Origin of the sequence: Lentimicrobium saccharophilum (assembly GCF_001192835.1) — a bacterium.
GTDB classification, from domain to species: Bacteria; Bacteroidota; Bacteroidia; order Bacteroidales; family Lentimicrobiaceae; genus Lentimicrobium; species Lentimicrobium saccharophilum.
Map to the genome: position 1 here is coordinate 2187588 of NZ_DF968182.1, position 16190 is coordinate 2203777.

Sequence of the window (16190 nt, forward strand, 5' to 3'; positions counted from 1 at the left end):
TAAAAAGAAAAATAATCAGCACTTCAGATCCTATCAGCAAAAGTCATGAAAGCCCTGCTTAAATTTCTACTTTGCTGCATGGCCCTGGCCTTGCTGATATTTTGCTGTAAACACAAAAGCGACCCCGGCACCATCCTGTTGTCAGGGCAGATTACCTTTACCGCAGATGACAGGGTCAGCCTTTACTTTATCGACACCACAGGCATCGCGCCCGTTGACTCTGTCAGACTGAAAAAAAACGGCGGGTTTACTTTCCGTCTTATCCCTGAAGAAGCCGGATTCTACTATCTGAGGGTTGGAAAAAGACAATCCGGCCTCCTGATATTGCATCCGGGTGATTCTGTTACTGTAACCATAACGGATAAAGGAACAAGCCATATCACAGGTGGGCGGGAAGCCGGACAGTATGATATTTTTTCGGCAAAAGTACAGTCCGCGCTCGGAAGTATGGACTCACTGGCATTGGTCATTCAGCAAAGCCGCCACAACAGGGATTTTCTGCAGGTGAAAAAGCGGGCAGATTCCGTTTATACTGGGATTTTCAATAATCTGCGATCCGAAGCCGTCAGATTTCTTAAGGATCATCCGGATTTTCTGTCGCAACTGCTGGTTATCAACGGCAAACTCAGACAGACAGCCCTTTTCGAAACATATTCCGATGCCGAATGGTTTCTTTATACCGATTCAACCCTTCAGGGCCATTTTCCGGCAAACCGGCATGTAATCAATTACCGCAAAAGGGTAGCGGAATTAAAAGCTGTTCTTTCCGGGGAAGAAAAAGCGCGTATGATACTTAAAGCCGGGCAAAAAGCACCGCCAATCAGCCTGCCCAACACGGGCGGGAAAATGGTCACGCCGGCCGATGGAGGGAATGCTTTTACCCTGCTGTATTTCTGGGATCCGTCGGATGCCCTGAACCGCAAATCCAATCCTGAACTGAAGAACCTTTATGAAAAGTATCGCAGCAGGGGACTGACGGTTTATGCCATAAGCCTTGACCCGTCAACCGAAAGGTGGAAAACAGCGGTAACCATGGAAAAACTCTGGTGGACCAATGTCAATGACACCCTCGGGCTCAGATCGGCTGTTGCAGTGGATTACATGATCAACAGGGTGCCTGTTTTTGTTTTGCTCGATCGTGAACAAAGAGTTCTTGACCGGTTTATCTCACTGCATGCCTTGGAAAATTACCTCACAAAAGTACTTCCGGATAAACCAGGGTAAATTTATCAACCGGATTCCGGATGTTTTTTTGTAGGTTTGAAAATCAAAAAATACAACCATATTGAAGATCTATTTTGCTTCAGATTTCCACCTCGGGATTCCCGATCACGATTCAAGCCTGATACGCGAAAAGCTGCTGGTGCAGTGGCTGGAACTGATCAGGAAGGATGCCTCCGAAATTTTTCTGATGGGGGATATTTTTGATTTCTGGTTCGAGTATCACACGGTTATTCCTAAGGGATTTGCCCGCCTGTTTGGCAAACTTGCTGAAATTACCGACCAGGGAATTCCCGTATACCTCTTCAGGGGAAATCATGATATCTGGGCTTTCGATTATTTTGAAAAAGAACTGGGGATCAGTCTGCAGCGCGAAGCGGTTATAAGGGAATGGAACGGGAAACGTTTCTTCCTCTCGCATGGCGACGGCCTGGGCCCGGGAGACTCCGGCTATAAATTCCTGAAAAAAGTCTTTGAATTCAGGCCCAATCAATGGCTGTTCAACTGGCTGCATCCCGATATCGGCACCAGGATGGCGCTCTATTTCTCACGAAAAAGCAGGTATGCCAATGAATTGCGTGATCAGAAAGAGATCAGGGAATCCGGGAAAATAGATGTTTCCAAAGAGCGTCTTTATGCTTTTGCCAGTGATTATCTGAAATCAGATCCGGACATTGATTACTTTATTTTCGGGCACCGTCACATTGCCGTCGACCTGCCCCTGGGCGGGAAAAGCAGGTTTATCAACCTTGGCGACTGGGTCAACAATTTTACCTATGCCGTTTTCGACGGGCGGGAGCTCAGTTTAATGACTTTCAGGGATGGCGTGCCTGCAGCATTGACGCCTGCTGATTAAAAGAACAGAATATGCTATTTTCAAGCATCGACATAGGGTCAAATGCAGTGAGGCTATTGTTTGCCAATGTTTTCGAGAGCAAAGCCGGACCTGTTACCGAGAAAGCCTCCCTGATCAGGATCCCGTTGCGCCTTGGATTTGATGTTTTTAACGGGGGCAGCATCTCCCGGCAGCGGGCCGATGATCTGGTAAAAACAATGCTGGCATTCAAACTGCTGATCGATGTATATCAGCCGGTGGGATACCGCGTCGCCGCCACTTCAGCAATGCGCGAAGCAGCCAATAATACTGAAGTCCTTGACAGGGTTAAGCGCGAAACCGGACTTGAAATAGGCATGATAGACGGAATTGAAGAAGCCAACATCATCAGTTCCCTGAGCAATATTTTTGTCAATAAAAACTTCAGCAAAACGCTTTATATCGACGTTGGGGGAGGATCCACGGAATTGTCGGTGCTTGAAGGAAAGCGATTTATCACCTCAAACTCGTTCAAAATAGGCACCATCCGTCTGCTGGCCGATAAGGTAGAGGAAGCCGAATGGGAAAATCTGCGCAGGTGGTTGCAGCAATTCAGGGCTGATTTCGGTCAGATGAACTGCATTGGTTCCGGCGGGAACATCAACAAAATCACCAAACTATACGGCCACGCGCTCAACAACATCATCACCTTCGATCAGCTTGTTTTTGCCTACAAGCAACTCAACAACATGACCCTGGCAGCGCGTATTGAAAAAATGGGGCTGAGGCCCGACCGCGCTGATGTAATTGTACCGGCCGCCAGGATTTTTGTCCGTATCCTGAAATGGACCGGCATCGGCACCGTGATTGCCCCGAAAATAGGGCTGGCCGACGGGCTGGTGCTGCTTCAGTACAAAGAGATGAAAGAGAAGGGACTGATCTGACTTCTCTGTTTCCCGCGCGACAAGGATATTCTCCCTTTAGTTCATCGTTGAACATTATTCAACTAATTCATTTTCATCGGCCGGCCAAAACCAAAGAATGCAATTGGAAGAGGCTTTCATATCGCAGGGGTTATTTATCTTTGCGGCAAATCTCAACGATCCATTCATGATCATTTTTGAAGAAGCGCTCTCGATTATCAACAATACAAGGGTTTCATGCACAACCGAACACGTCAGTCTTGAAATATCCGCCGGAAGGATATTGGCGGAGGACGTTTACTCGGATGTTGAAATGCCTCCTTTCGACAAGGCCGCTGTCGACGGTTTCGCCTGTCGCCGGGCCGACCTGCACGGACTTCTCGAGGTGATAGAGGTTATCCCTGCAGGTAAACAGCCCGAAAAAGCGGTAACTGCCGGGAAATGCTCCAGAATCATGACAGGGGCCATGGTGCCGGAAGGCGCTGACACCGTAATTATGGTGGAGCATACTGAGGAAACAGAAGATGGAAGCGTACGCTTCCTGAAAGAAAAGACTTCTGCCAACATAGCTTACAGGGCGGAAGATGTAAAACAGGGACAGCAGGTGCTGAACAAGGGCACCCTCTTGAAGCCGCAACACATTGCCATACTTGCAGCCGTCGGCATTCCGGAGCCGCTTGTTTTCCGGCAGCCGGTCATCGGGATCATTTCAACCGGAGATGAACTGACGGAACCAGACAATAAACCCGGCACCGGCCAGATCAGAAACAGCAATGCCTGGCAATTGATGGCACAGGCAAACCAGTTGGGGCTTAAAACGGTGTATACCGGCATTGCTGCTGATACCCCTGAAAGCGTGAAAAAACATATCAGCGAGGCATTTGACAAGAGTGATATCGTGCTGTTAACAGGTGGCGTGTCCATGGGAGATTTCGACCATGTGCCGGAAGTAATGCAGAAACTCGGAGTGGAAATCCAATTTAAAAGCATCGCTGTGCAACCGGGAAGGCCAACCGTTTTTGGCATCAGGGATGAAAAATTCATTTTCGGGCTCCCGGGCAATCCGGTTTCTTCATTTGTCCAGTTTGAACTCCTTGTCAAACAACTGGTTTACCGCATTATGGGTCATCATTTCAGACCTGCCGTGCTCAGGCTGCCAATGGCCGCTGAATATTCCCGGAAAAAAGCGGAACGCAAATCATTCATACCTGTAAGGATCAATGCTGAGGGGCTGATTGAACCACTCGAATATCACGGATCGGCGCATATTCATGCTTATGAGGAGGCCAATGGCCTGATGGCTGTTGAAATAGGGGAAGCACAAATTGCAAAAGGAGAAATGAGGAATGTTCGACAACTATAACAGACAGATCAATTATCTGCGCATATCAGTTACCGACCGCTGTAACCTCCGCTGTGTTTACTGTATGCCCGAAGAGGGTGTGAAACTGCTGCAGCACAATGAGATAGTAACTTTTGAAGAAATTACCAATGTTGCCTTCACAGCTGTCAGGCTGGGCATTGACAAAATCAGGATTACCGGCGGGGAGCCTTTGGTACGAAAAGGAATCGTGTCGCTCGTGGAAATGCTGGCCGATATTCCCGGCATCAGGGATTTGTCGATGACCACCAACGGTGCCTTGCTGAAACAATTTGCCCAACCACTGAAGAGTGCCGGGCTGATGCGCGTGAATGTCAGCCTCGATACCCTTGACCCTGCCAGGTACCGCAGTTTAACCCGTGGCGGGGACCTGCACCAGGTACTGGAGGGCATAAGGGCTGCCCAGAGGGTCGGGCTTACTCCGGTCAAAATCAATTGCGTGGTCAAAAATTCATCAACTGAAAAAGACGCGCAGATGGTTGAAGAATTTGGCAAACTGAACGGACTTGAAACCAGGTTTATTCATCAGATGAACCTTTCGGACGGGCATTTTTCGATTGTTGAAGGAGGTACGGGAGGAGATTGCAGCCATTGTAACCGTATCCGCCTTACAGCCAGCGGCAAACTGCTCCCCTGTTTGTTCAGCGGAATTGAATATGACATCAGAAAAATGGGCGCTGAACAAGCCATTCGTGCCGCCATTGCAAATAAACCGGCCTGCGGCAGCATAAACCTGAAAGGGGAGTTTTATAATATCGGCGGCTAAGCAGGGAAAACACACTTTCCGGGAGAAAAAAACGGAATTCAAACGTAAATAAGAACCTTAAAAGAACCAACGGCCGATGAGTAGTTTCTCACATACAGATGACAAAGGCAAAGCCAATATGGTGGATGTGGGGCACAAGCCCCTTCAACGCCGGAGTGCAACCGCCGAAGGGTTTATCAGACTTTCGGAGCATACCCTGAACCTGATCCGTGAAAACGAGATGAAAAAGGGAGATGTGCTTACCGTTGCCGAAGTTGCAGGCATACAGGCCGCCAAAGAAACCAGCAGGCTGATCCCGCTTTGCCACCCTTTGCAACTTACCAAAGTTGATGTAAAAACCCGTGTCACCGAAACCGGTGTCAGGGTAACTGCAATGGCGAGGTGTACCGGGCAGACAGGCGTTGAAATGGAAGCGCTTACCGCTGTGAGTGTGGCCCTGCTGACCATTTATGACATGTGTAAGGCTGTTGACAAAGAAATGGTTATCGGGGAAATCAGCCTTATTGAAAAAATAAAAACCGATCTGTAAGAATACGATGGAAAACAGAAGTCAATTCCTTAAACCTGCAGTCCCCAGGCGTGTACTCTTTTTTGCCGCTGCCGGGGTGTGGGCTTACGCGGCTGTCAGGGTTTTCGGGCTGGCTTATGACTTCGCTCCGGAAGGCCCAATGCCCCTGTGGATGGTGGTTGTGGTAGGATTGGCTGGCATTGCCGTATTTTTCAATTTTGTATTTCTGAAAATCAGCCGGAAGTACATAGCCCGGATTGCCGGTATGGAGCAGAAAAATCCATGCATTTTCGCTTTCTTCGCGTGGAAAAGCTACCTGATGATCGCGATTATGGCAACCATGGGCATACTATTTGTCCGCTTCGAGGTTATTCCCCTGTATCTTCAGGGAATCTTCTATATCGCGCTCAGCGGATCACTGCTTTTGTCGGCATTGATGTTTATCAATGCTGGTTTTCTTTATAATGATCCGGACAGCAAACATTCCGGCAATGCAGTTGAAGATAATGCCGGATAAAAAACTGATAATTATTACCCATGAAAATAGATATAAAATCCGTCAACATCTCTGAGAAAAAAGGAACCATTAAGGTGCCTGTGAAGCACATCGCGCTTACCCTTAACGGTGTTGATGGAGATGCCCATGCCGGGAAATGGCACCGTCAGGTAAGCCTGTTGGGAACAGAAAGTTTCAGAAAATTCGAGAAAGTCGCCGGCAGGCCGCTGAAATATGGTGAGTTTGCCGAAAACATCACCACCGAAGGTATTATTCTTTACGAAACCCATCCACTCGACCGGTTTACGATCGGCGATGCCGTGCTCGAAGTAACCCAGATAGGAAAAAAATGCCACGGCGACAGCTGCGCAATATACCGGGAGGTTGGCAATTGTGTGATGCCTAAAGAGGGAATATTCTGCAGGGTATTGAAACCGGGCATAGTAAAAGCCGGAGATGTAATGACCTATCATCCGAAGGTATTCGGGGTAAAAGTCATCACGCTGAGCGACCGGGCAGCTTCCGGCGAATATGAAGACCGCAGCGGGCCCCGTGCCGTTCAGATACTTGAAGAATACTTTGCCGGTCTGGGATGGAAAGCTGAGATCGTGAGGAGTGTGATTCCCGATGAAGCAGAACTGCTCAGGCAGGAAATCAGCGGGGCGGCCGGTGCAGATATAATTTTTACTACAGGCGGGACAGGCATCGGGCCACGCGATATTACCGTGGATGTTGTAAAACCGATGCTTGACAAGGAAATCCCCGGAATTATGGAAATGATCCGGCTGAAATACGGTTCCGAAAAACCCAATGCCTTGCTTAGCCGGGGTGTTGCCGGGGTAAAAGGAATGTCGCTTATATATACCCTTCCGGGGAGCGTGAAGGCGGTTGAGGAATACCTGTCTGTTATTACTTCAACGGTCAGGCATTCCGTTTATATGCTGAATGGACTGGATCTGCATTAAGTAAATGATTATTTCCCGGTAAACCGGGCAGTAAATATAAAAGAAAGTACTAAAATCCGGGAGGAAGAAGCCATGTTGTTATCACGCAATGAAGCACTTGATTTGCTGAGGAGATATATAAAGAATGAACGCATGATCGCCCATTCGCTGGCGTCGGAAGCCGTGATGCGGGCACTCGCCCTTCGTTTGGGCCGCGATCCGGAAAAATGGGCACAGGCAGGACTGCTTCATGATCTTGATGTGGAAATCACAAATGCGGACCCAGCCATCCATGCCCTGGAAACTGCACGTATCCTCACCGGACTCGGGATAGATGGAGATGTGGTTGATGCCATCCGTATGCACAACGAGATGGCTACCGGTCTGGAACGGGAGACTGAATTCCAGCACGCCCTTGCCGCCGGAGAAACCATTACCGGGCTCATCACCGCGACAGCCATGGTTTACCCCGATAAAAAGGTAGCATCCGTAAAACCTAAATCGGTTGTGAAGCGGATGAAAGAAAAAGCATTTGCAGCTTCAGTAAGACGGGAAGCTATTCTGGAATGTGAGAAAATAGGGCTGACGCTTGATGAATTCGCCGCCCTGAGCATAAATGCAATGGCAGAAATAGCCGATGAAATCGGTTTGTGACTCTTTGGATTAAACAGGCCTGATCAGCCTGAAGGTAAGGTTGATCCGTTCTGACAAATGCCTGGCCGACCTATGCAGCGCATGTTGCCAGAAATGCTGTATTTCTCCCCCCATGACCAAAAGGCTGCCGTTGGCCAGTTTTACATTGAAAGTATCCCGGTGATTGTCCTTGCGCCGGAACCTGAAATCCCTTTCCTGCCCCAGACTCAGGCTTGCGATTACAGGATTGACGCCCAGCTCCTTTTCATCATCGGCATGCCAGCCCATGCTGTCATTCCCATCGCGGTACCAGTTAAGCAACACGGAATTGAACCTGCTTCCGGTTACTGCAATAATCATGTCCCTGAGTTGCACCAGCGCCGGCGACCAGGGCTCAGGACTCAGTTTCAATCCTGAATAGCTGTAAACGGCCCCGGCATCTCCGTACCAGGCCGTGAGGCGCGGAGTCAGATACGATTTACCGAAAATGCGGATGCTTTCCTGCTTCCAGCTGATTTCGTCTTTCAGTTTACCGATATAATGCGCACAATCCGAAGGATGAAGAAAAGCGGGATAATAGGTCAGGATTCCATTATCCATCGGTAATGAAACGGGTTGGGCCGATTCAGAAAAAAGATCCGGGGTATCCTTCATTTATACGAAAAGCAGCAGGCTCACCGCCATCACCGCCATACCGGCAATCAGGCCGTAAATGGTCAGATGGTGCTCACCGTATTGCTCGGCGGTGGGCAAAAGTTCGTCGAGCGAGATAAAGACCATGATACCGGCCACAATGCCAAAGGTAATGCCAAAGGTCAGCCCGTTGAAGAAAGGCAGCAGAAAGAAAAAGCCGAACAGCGCACCGACCGGTTCGGCAAGCCCTGACATAAAAGAGAGAAAAAAGGCCTTTTTCCGGTTTTCCGTTGAGTAAAATACCGGAATGGAGACTGCAATCCCTTCGGGGATGTTATGGATGGCCACCGCGATGGCCACACTGATACCGAGTGCGGGGTCTTCTACAGCCGAGAAAAAGGTGGCCAACCCCTCAGGAAAATTGTGAATGGCAATGGCCATTGCCGAAAAGATACCCATGCGGTAAAGCGCTTTCTTTTTCCTGACCGCATGCTGCACGTCGCTGATCTCGCTGAGTGAAACCTGTTCGTGGGGGTTCTGTCCCGACGGAACCAGTTTGTCAATAATGGCTGAAAGAAAAATACCGCCGAAAAAAGCCAGCACGGCAGCCGTATATCCCTGCGCCTCCCCCAGTTCACTGATCAGGCTTTCCTTCGACTTCTGGAAGATCTCGATCATCGATACATAAATCATCACGCCGGCGGAGAAGCCGAGCGCCGTAGAAAGCAGGCGGGTGTTGGTTTTTTTTGCAAAGAATGCCACCGCTGCGCCAATCCCCGTTGAAAGACCGGCAAACATGGTTAAACCGAAAGCAAAAAGAATTACTGAACCCGGAATATCACTGCTCATCTTTCAGGAAAGATTGTTTGGCACAAAGGTGTAAAAAAAAATGACATCTGCATAAGCCTGGTGAATCTATTATGATAATCCCGGAGTACAGCCAGATAAAGCATTCTCATGCCGGCAGGAGGGATTGGGCACTATTCAACGTCAGGAATATCGTTGAAATTGAAAAGTATCCGCCTTCCTTCAATAAAATCAAATAGTGTCAGTTTTCGTAATTCATAGAAACTGCGCCAGTAAGAAGAGAGGGATGCAATATAGCCCTGCTGGGCATTGTCTTTCTCTGTCTGGGCCAGATTCAGGTCAATAATACCGATCTTGCCGATCAGATAACGCTGCTTGGTTACTTCGTATCGCTTCACGGCAACGGTATCGCTTTTGGCGGCAATTTCAAGCTGTCCCCGCTGCATATTAAACTGCATCACTTTCAGAAAAATCTCCTGGTCGAAATCTATCATTTCCTGCTGAACGGCGGTACGTTCCAGTTCGCGGTCCGACTCGGCAAGTTTGATTTTCCCCCGGGTCAATCCCCAGTCGAGAATGGGCACCTGAATTCCAAGCACCAGCCTTTGCTGGTCCTGAGGATTTTTGTAGACCGTACTTAAGTCAGAGGAGCTTTGGGTCAGTCCGTATACTGCATACAGGTTGGCATTGAATCGGTTTTCAGCCTTTGCTTTATTCACCCCGCTTTCGGCAACAATCATCCTGCGTTCGAAGGCCAGGGCATCCGAGCGGTTTTCGCGTCCTTCATTCACGGCCAGTTGTGCATCGATCACGGGAGCTGCAGGAGCCGATGGAGCAATCAGTTGCAAGGATACATCTTCGGGAATACGAAGAAATGATTTCAGACTGAACATTTTCATTTCCACATCCAGGCTGGCACTTTCAACGGCTGCACGGGCATTGAGGAGGCTCAGTTCAATCTGCAGCAGTTCATTTTCGGCAATGGTACCGATATTAAATCTTCCCCTGGCAATCTGATAAAGGGTATCGTTATTGGCCAGGTTGATCTGCTGAATTTTCTGGCGGATCTGCGCATCCAGCAGGCTAAAAAACAGATTGACGGCCGAAATGCTGACCTGCTCTACATCCTCGATGTATCTGCGTTCAGCTTCGTTGTAGCGCATGGGCTCCACCCTGCGTGCCCACCGGAAAGGGTTATAGTTGAACAAAGGCTGCCTTATCCCGATGTTCAGGGGAGAAGAGAGGTAGGAAGTAACGGTGCTGTCGCTGAAAAGGTCGATGCGCTGGAGATCAGAGTTAAGAAATATCTGTCCGCCGGTCAACCCGATATTTTTTGACAGTGACAAGGCTGCAGTATAATTGGCCAGGTTGCGTTCGTAGAAGAAATCCCCCTCGGGCGTTGTGATCTTCTCGATGCTCCGGCTCAGGCTGGGCAGGGTTCCGTCAAGGGTAAGCATGGGCATCAGACCCGCCTTATAATTCCGGTACTGCCAGTAACTGCTCCTGAACCGGTGCTGTGCAGCCAGGGCGTCGGGCGACTGTCTTTTGGCTATTTCGATTACCTCGGGCAATGTAAGTACCTTAACCTGGGTCTGGGCGCCTGCAAACCCACAAGCTGAGATAATCAGAACAAAAAGTAAAGAAATCCTTAAACTACGCATTTTAAATATCATTAAGACCTAAGATTGCTGAATTTGCTGACAAGTATATGTATCCATTGTTTTACTCATACCGGAGAGAAGTCACTGGATCCTGCATTGCGGCTTTCTTGGCAGGCATATACCCGAAGGCGATTCCCACTGTGGCTGAAACACCGAATGAAATTACAATTGAGGCCAATGAAACGATGGTAAGAATGCCCGCAACTTCCATGATGATTTTCGCCAGGGCCATGCCCAGGAAAATTCCGACAATTCCTCCCGAAAGGCTGATCAGGGTTGCTTCTGCCAGAAACTGAAAAATAACATCCTTCCGGGTGGCGCCGGTGGCCATACGGATACCGATTTCCTTGGTGCGCTCCATCACTGAGGCCAGCATGATATTCATAATTCCTATACCGCCGACAATGAGTGAAATGCTGGCAATGGCCCCCAGCACAATGTTGAAAATATCTTTTGTGCGTTGTTCCTGCTTCAGCAGGAGTTCCGGCACCTTGATCTCGAAATCATCCACCCCGGCATGCCGGCGTTTGAGCATCCGCTGAATGATCTCCGATGTCTGGCTGATCAGGTCGGTCTCTTTTACCTGCACCACAATCTTGTCGATCTGGTTGGCTACGCCTTCATCGCTGCCCCCTGAAGAGGAGAAAGACATGAATCCCCCGTCAATAACCACACTTCCGCTGCTACCTCCCCTGATCATAGCCGTTGTGACCACAGAACGGTCGCGGTATCGTAAAAGCATCGTTTGAATAGGCGCATAAACCTGGTTATTGTAATCACTGATACCCAGATTTTCCGAAATCTCCGCATTCACGGCACGGCTCTGCAATACGCCGGTAACCTTGAGCCAGACGTTGCCACATTTGACATACCTTCCGACCGGATCGGAATGGGGAAACAGCTTTGCTTTGATGGTAGCCCCGAGAATGCAGACCGCCTTTCCTTCGCGCAACTGCTCCTCGTTAAACATCTCACCACGTTCGAGGGGGAGGCTGAAAACATCAAAAAAGTCCGGGGTGACACCGCTTACTTTTCCATAGGTACTCACCCCTTCTGAAATAATCACAGATTCATACACCACTTCCGGGCTGACTTTCTCAACAGAAGGAATGATGGCCGCAATACTGGCGGCATCGGCAAGCGTTAATCCCGGAGAGAATTTTTCAGTAGCCTGCTTTCCCTGTCCGTTTTCCTTGGCAGCTTCTTCCATTTTTGACTCCACCTTTGGCATGATGATGATGTTGTTCACCCCCACCAGCTTCATCTGTTCAAGAATCTCCTGTTTTGCCCCGTTGCCAATGGCAAGCATGGCAATTACCGCAGCTACACCAAAGATTATTCCCAACGCCGTGAGCATGGAACGGAATCTGTTGGCAAAAACGGCTTCCAGTGCAATGGTGAGTATGTAGAGTTTCCGGCCGGTGAAAAATATTTTTTTCATGAATCAATACCTGTTAACACTGAACGCTTACAAACCAACCAGTTTCCATTCAATCGCATTCTCAGGCGGAGACAGATAAACCTCCTCCCCTTCCTTCAGCCCTTCGGTAATAATGATCTGGTTTTCATTGGTGACACCGGTTTTCACCTGCTGGCGGACCTGTCCTGAAGTTTTATAAACAAAGGAGATACTATCGCTGGTATGTACACATTCTATCGGAAGATAAAGCACATCCGGGATAACAGAGGTGATGATGGTATTTTTTGTTGTCATGGCAGGACGAAGAATGGAATCGAATTCATTGACCCTGATCCTGACTTCAAAAACCTTTGCATTAGAGTTCCGCATCTGCTCACCGATATTGGCCACCTCGGTTACTTCACCGGTATACTTTCTGTCGGGAAAGGCATCCACGCCAATCTGCACTTTCTGTCCGGTTTTAACCTTACTGATGTCTATTTCATTTACATAGGTTTTCGAAATCATTTCATTCAGGTTCGGAAGGGTTGCCACCACATTGTCCCAGGAACTCATGGTTGATCCGATCCCCATCTTTGATCCGTCCCAGTTACGTTTATAGATCAGCATTCCCGGTTTTGGCGCGGTAACGGTAAATCCGCTCAGCACTTCACGGATCTGCTCCAACCTGCGTTGCGCCTGGGTATAGGAAGCGGCTACCTCCTGCATGTTGGCGTTATTCTTATCCGAGCGGAGCTTGTAATTCTTTTCGGCCTGCTGGTAAGCGCGTTGTGCCTTTTCCAGTTCAATCCGGGCCTGACGCTGGGTGGCAGGCGGCTCATAAATGGATTGCTCGACAGTAATCTGCCTTTCTTCCAGCGCATACTTAAGGTTGATGAGCTCCTCACGGGCGGCCCTCATATCAATGGAGGTATCCAGCTTTGTTTTCACAAACTGCGATTCCAGCTTCTCCAGTTCACTCTCCAGGTCTTTCATGCGGTTGGTGATCTCCGTACGGTCGAGGGTTGCCACATATTGTCCGGAATCAACCAGGGTTCCTTCAGGGATGATATCACTGATCTGAACCTGCCATATCCGCACTTCGCGCAAACCCGAAGGGCCCAGGATATTCTCGGAATTCTTCGCCTCAAGCTCCCCGCTGGTAGTCACATTGATGCTGAAGTCACCATAAAGTACTTTTGTTGAAACCGCGGGACCGGATTTCCCGGAATTTGAAAAATAATACCAACTGGCAAGCAGGGCCAGGATAACAACCGGAAATATATACCAGAATTTCCGGCCAGGCTTTGGTAATGACATAAGAGAACGATTAATACTTACAATAATATTAAAAATATCCTTATTTAAGGTAACGGCAAATTTAGCCATTTATTGAGCTTGCATAAAAGAATGCTGAAATAAACATGCATGTTTGATGAGGGCCTGCATGAACTGAAACTCACGCTGAAAATCCGGAATCAGTTTTGGTGATGCGCTTATTCGCTCACTGCTTTACAAACGGTGAAATACACGCTGTAATGGGATAAACCGACATTAACGCTCCGGGAAATGTCCCTGATCTTTATGCATAAACCGAACAACTATACTCAGGTTTTGATCAGCGCCCGGTTATTTCAGCAATTCCTCCACAATCTGTTTCACCCCGATACCTTCCGCCTCGGCTTTGTAATTCCGCACAATACGATGCCGGAGAATACTGGTGGCTACCGCCTGAACATCTTCTATATCCGGCGAATACTTGCCACGGATGGCGGCATGGCATTTGGCCCCGAGAATCAGGTACTGCGATGCGCGGGGACCTGCTCCCCAGGTAAGATAGAGGTTGGTCCACGGGTGGGCCATCTCCGTGCCCGGCCGGGTGCGTGATGCCAGCCGTACGGCATACTCATAAACGTTGTCGGCAACGGGAATGCGGCGGATCAGGTTCTGGAAATACATGATCTCTTCGCCGGTCAGCACCACGGATGGCGCTGATGTCTTTTCAGTTGTGGTATTCTTAACGACATCTATTTCCTGTCCGAAAGTAGGATAATCCAACCAGATATTGAACATAAAACGGTCGAGCTGAGCCTCGGGCAGTGGGTATGTTCCTTCCTGTTCAATCGGGTTCTGGGTAGCCAGCACAAAAAAAGGTTCGGCCAGCCGGTGACTTTCTCCGGCAACGGTTACCGCTTTCTCCTGCATGGCCTCAAGCAGCGCCGATTGTGTTTTGGGCGGGGTTCTGTTGATTTCGTCAGCCAGGATGATATTGGCAAAAACAGGCCCCTTCAGGAATTTAAACCTGCGGTTTTCGTCCAGGATTTCGGTTCCAAGAATATCCGACGGCATCAGGTCAGGGGTAAACTGTATACGGCTGTAGGTAAGCCCCAGGGAGCGCGCGATGGTATTCACCAGCAGGGTCTTCGCAAGTCCCGGCACCCCGACCAGCAGGGCATGGCCTTTACTGAAAATACAGATCAGCACATCTTTTACCACATCATTCTGACCTACAATCACTTTGCCTATTTCGGCAGTCAGCATCCTGTACTTCTCAACAAAGGCGTCTACCGCCTCTACATCGCTTTTATAAGGAGTCATAATTACGCTTCTTTATAAACAGATTCATTTACTGAATGCTCCAGTTGTGTTCAAAATTGCAATCCTGGTAGCTTTCATTGATCCTGAAATAGGTTTTCCCGATCTTATCACCGATCCATTTATTGATTACATCATCCTGTTTTTTATTGAGCGCCCACTGCTGAATGGTGCTGTAGTCGTCTTTCAGGTTGGCACGATGCGGTTCCGTTCTGGTTTTCAGGTAATAGAGGTTCAGCGTTTGTTTGGCCTCTTCATTGGTCATGATCATCGGGCGCGACACATCCCCAACGTTCATTTTATCAATGGCAAAGAAGATTTTCGGATCCAGGTGCTTTGCCGAAAACCGCGTATTTCCGGTCATTTCATTAACCATCAGGCCACCGGAGATTTTTCCCGGGTCATCTGAAAATTTCAACGCTGCTTCTTCAAATGTCATTTTCTTTTCGCGGATCAGCCCGGCCACGCTGTCGAGCAGGCGGGAAGCCCTTGCCAGGTCATCATCGGAAATTTTGGGCATCAACAGGATATGGCGGGTATTGATCATCTCGCCCCTGCGCTCAATCAGCTGAATTACATGATATCCGGCTTTAGATTTGATGATATCGGAAATTTCGCCTTTTTTCAAACCAAATGCTGCGGCCTCATACTCGGGATACAACTGCCCACGGCTCACAAAACCAACCTCACCGCCTTTTTTTGCCGAGCCGGGATCTTCGGAATACAGCGCCGCCAGCGCCGCAAAGTTCTCTCCTTTGATCAGCCGATCACGCAGTGCCCGCAACCGTTCGCGCGTTGCATCCATCTCTTCCTTGCTGATCGATGGTTCCTTTACAATCCTTCCTACCTCGTATTCCATCTCGATCAACGGAATGCTGTCATTCGGGATTCTGTTGAAAAAGCTGCGTACTTCGGAAGGCGTTACCTTAATGTCCTTGACCAGATTTTGCTGCACCTGATCAACCATCAGTTGCTCTTTCACCAGACTGCGGAACTCTTCCCTGATCTGGATCAGGGGTTTTTTATAAAATTGTTCCAGCTTTTCCTGTGAACCAAACTGCTGTATATAATACCGGAACCTTGCATCCATGGTCTGCTCGATTTCATCATCGGAAACTTCAATACTGTCGAGCTCCGCCTGGTTCAGCAACAATTTCTGAAACAATAAATCCTCCAGTATGCGGCAACGTGTGGCACGGGCGTCGCTGATAATGCCCTGCATGCGAAACTGGATGTACTGTGTTTCAATGTCAGATTGCAGGATATAATTGGCACCGACTACAGCGACCACCTCATCAATCACCTGCTCCTGCGCATAACCTTTATCCGCGGCAACCAATATCATCATCAGTATCAGCAGTGCAACAATTCTTTCTATCTTCATTTAGTAAGAAATTAAATCCGGGTTA

16 protein-coding genes are annotated in these 16190 nt (G+C 48.8%); 9 read left to right on the top strand and 7 right to left on the bottom strand.

All coding sequences use genetic code 11. The features are described 5' to 3' along the window. Nucleotides 1–45 precede the first annotated feature (45 nt). The 9 genes from TBC1_RS08465 (at nt 46) to TBC1_RS08505 (ending at nt 7707) form a co-directional block, all read left to right on the top strand. On the top strand, nt 46–1224 hold the full coding sequence (locus tag TBC1_RS08465; RefSeq protein WP_082189534.1) for a thioredoxin-like domain-containing protein: 1179 nt from the start codon (nt 46–48) through the stop codon (nt 1222–1224). Nucleotides 1225–1285: 61 nt separating this feature from the next. After that, nucleotides 1286–2077: a UDP-2,3-diacylglucosamine diphosphatase gene (locus tag TBC1_RS08470; protein ID WP_062040807.1), complete on the top strand. Its 792-nt coding sequence runs from the start codon at nt 1286–1288 to the stop codon at nt 2075–2077. Between the two features lie 11 nt (nt 2078–2088). Further along, entirely contained in the window at nt 2089–2979 is an 891-nt protein-coding gene (locus TBC1_RS08475) for a Ppx/GppA phosphatase family protein (RefSeq protein ID WP_062040810.1), read from the top strand. A 97-nt stretch (nt 2980–3076) separates the two neighbouring features. After that, complete coding sequence (locus TBC1_RS08480; protein WP_062040813.1) at nt 3077–4321, top strand: molybdopterin molybdotransferase MoeA; 1245 nt, start codon at nt 3077–3079, stop codon at nt 4319–4321. Beyond that, the gene (locus tag TBC1_RS08485) at nt 4305–5105 is read left to right on the top strand and encodes a GTP 3',8-cyclase MoaA (RefSeq protein WP_062040816.1); all 801 of its coding nucleotides are present in this window, start codon (nt 4305–4307) and stop codon (nt 5103–5105) included. Before TBC1_RS08480 ends, TBC1_RS08485 begins: the two co-directional genes overlap by 17 nt. Before the next feature lie 76 nt (nt 5106–5181). Next, nucleotides 5182–5634, top strand: coding sequence for a cyclic pyranopterin monophosphate synthase MoaC (gene moaC / locus TBC1_RS08490; protein WP_062040819.1), 453 nt, complete (start codon nt 5182–5184; stop codon nt 5632–5634). A 7-nt stretch (nt 5635–5641) separates the two neighbouring features. After that, nucleotides 5642–6130, top strand: a complete 489-nt coding sequence (locus tag TBC1_RS08495; RefSeq protein ID WP_062040821.1) for a hypothetical protein — start codon at nt 5642–5644, stop codon at nt 6128–6130. Nucleotides 6131–6150: 20 nt separating this feature from the next. Then, complete coding sequence (locus TBC1_RS08500; RefSeq protein ID WP_062040824.1) at nt 6151–7074, top strand: MOSC domain-containing protein; 924 nt, start codon at nt 6151–6153, stop codon at nt 7072–7074. Between the two features lie 72 nt (nt 7075–7146). Beyond that, nucleotides 7147–7707 (top strand): HD domain-containing protein, encoded by a 561-nt coding sequence (locus TBC1_RS08505; protein WP_062040826.1) that lies wholly within the window; start codon nt 7147–7149, stop codon nt 7705–7707. Nucleotides 7708–7716: 9 nt separating this feature from the next. Here TBC1_RS08505 and TBC1_RS08510 read toward each other — a convergent pair whose 3' ends face one another. The 7 genes from TBC1_RS08510 to TBC1_RS08540 form a co-directional block, all read right to left on the bottom strand. Further along, a complete protein-coding gene (locus TBC1_RS08510) occupies nt 7717–8286 on the bottom strand; it encodes an alpha-ketoglutarate-dependent dioxygenase AlkB family protein (RefSeq protein ID WP_062042909.1) in 570 nt (189 codons plus the stop codon). Nucleotides 8287–8340: 54 nt separating this feature from the next. Further along, entirely contained in the window at nt 8341–9168 is an 828-nt protein-coding gene (zupT, locus tag TBC1_RS08515; protein WP_062040829.1) for a zinc transporter ZupT, read from the bottom strand. A 131-nt stretch (nt 9169–9299) separates the two neighbouring features. Next, nucleotides 9300–10787, bottom strand: coding sequence for a TolC family protein (locus TBC1_RS08520; protein WP_172668861.1), 1488 nt, complete (start codon nt 10785–10787; stop codon nt 9300–9302). Nucleotides 10788–10848: 61 nt separating this feature from the next. Then, a complete protein-coding gene (locus TBC1_RS08525; RefSeq protein ID WP_062040835.1) occupies nt 10849–12228 on the bottom strand; it encodes an ABC transporter permease in 1380 nt (459 codons plus the stop codon). Nucleotides 12229–12255: 27 nt separating this feature from the next. Further along, nucleotides 12256–13506, bottom strand: coding sequence for an efflux RND transporter periplasmic adaptor subunit (locus tag TBC1_RS08530; RefSeq protein WP_062040838.1), 1251 nt, complete (start codon nt 13504–13506; stop codon nt 12256–12258). Between the two features lie 309 nt (nt 13507–13815). Further along, on the bottom strand, nt 13816–14784 hold the full coding sequence (locus TBC1_RS08535; RefSeq protein WP_062040841.1) for an AAA family ATPase: 969 nt from the start codon (nt 14782–14784) through the stop codon (nt 13816–13818). 28 nt (nt 14785–14812) lie between these two features. Further along, entirely contained in the window at nt 14813–16165 is a 1353-nt protein-coding gene (locus TBC1_RS08540) for a peptidylprolyl isomerase (protein ID WP_062040844.1), read from the bottom strand. Between the last annotated feature and the right edge of the window lie 25 nt (nt 16166–16190).

Excerpts from the sequence above, each read along its gene's own strand:
- TBC1_RS08465 (WP_082189534.1), top strand. The coding sequence starts at position 46 with ATGAAAGCCCTGCTTAAATTTCTACTTTGCTGCATGGCCCTGGCCTTG.
- TBC1_RS08510 (WP_062042909.1), bottom strand. The coding sequence starts at position 8,286 with ATGGATAATGGAATCCTGACCTATTATCCCGCTTTTCTTCATCCTTCG.
- TBC1_RS08530 (WP_062040838.1), bottom strand. The coding sequence starts at position 13,506 with ATGTCATTACCAAAGCCTGGCCGGAAATTCTGGTATATATTTCCGGTT.
- TBC1_RS08535 (WP_062040841.1), bottom strand. The coding sequence starts at position 14,784 with ATGACTCCTTATAAAAGCGATGTAGAGGCGGTAGACGCCTTTGTTGAG.
- TBC1_RS08480 (WP_062040813.1), top strand. The coding sequence starts at position 3,077 with ATGCAATTGGAAGAGGCTTTCATATCGCAGGGGTTATTTATCTTTGCG.
- TBC1_RS08495 (WP_062040821.1), top strand. The coding sequence starts at position 5,642 with ATGGAAAACAGAAGTCAATTCCTTAAACCTGCAGTCCCCAGGCGTGTA.
- TBC1_RS08500 (WP_062040824.1), top strand. The coding sequence starts at position 6,151 with ATGAAAATAGATATAAAATCCGTCAACATCTCTGAGAAAAAAGGAACC.
- TBC1_RS08505 (WP_062040826.1), top strand. The coding sequence starts at position 7,147 with ATGTTGTTATCACGCAATGAAGCACTTGATTTGCTGAGGAGATATATA.
- TBC1_RS08525 (WP_062040835.1), bottom strand. The coding sequence starts at position 12,228 with ATGAAAAAAATATTTTTCACCGGCCGGAAACTCTACATACTCACCATT.
- TBC1_RS08520 (WP_172668861.1), bottom strand. The coding sequence starts at position 10,787 with ATGCGTAGTTTAAGGATTTCTTTACTTTTTGTTCTGATTATCTCAGCT.
- moaC (WP_062040819.1), top strand. The coding sequence starts at position 5,182 with ATGAGTAGTTTCTCACATACAGATGACAAAGGCAAAGCCAATATGGTG.
- TBC1_RS08540 (WP_062040844.1), bottom strand. The coding sequence starts at position 16,165 with ATGAAGATAGAAAGAATTGTTGCACTGCTGATACTGATGATGATATTG.
- TBC1_RS08475 (WP_062040810.1), top strand. The coding sequence starts at position 2,089 with ATGCTATTTTCAAGCATCGACATAGGGTCAAATGCAGTGAGGCTATTG.
- zupT (WP_062040829.1), bottom strand. The coding sequence starts at position 9,168 with ATGAGCAGTGATATTCCGGGTTCAGTAATTCTTTTTGCTTTCGGTTTA.
- TBC1_RS08485 (WP_062040816.1), top strand. The coding sequence starts at position 4,305 with ATGTTCGACAACTATAACAGACAGATCAATTATCTGCGCATATCAGTT.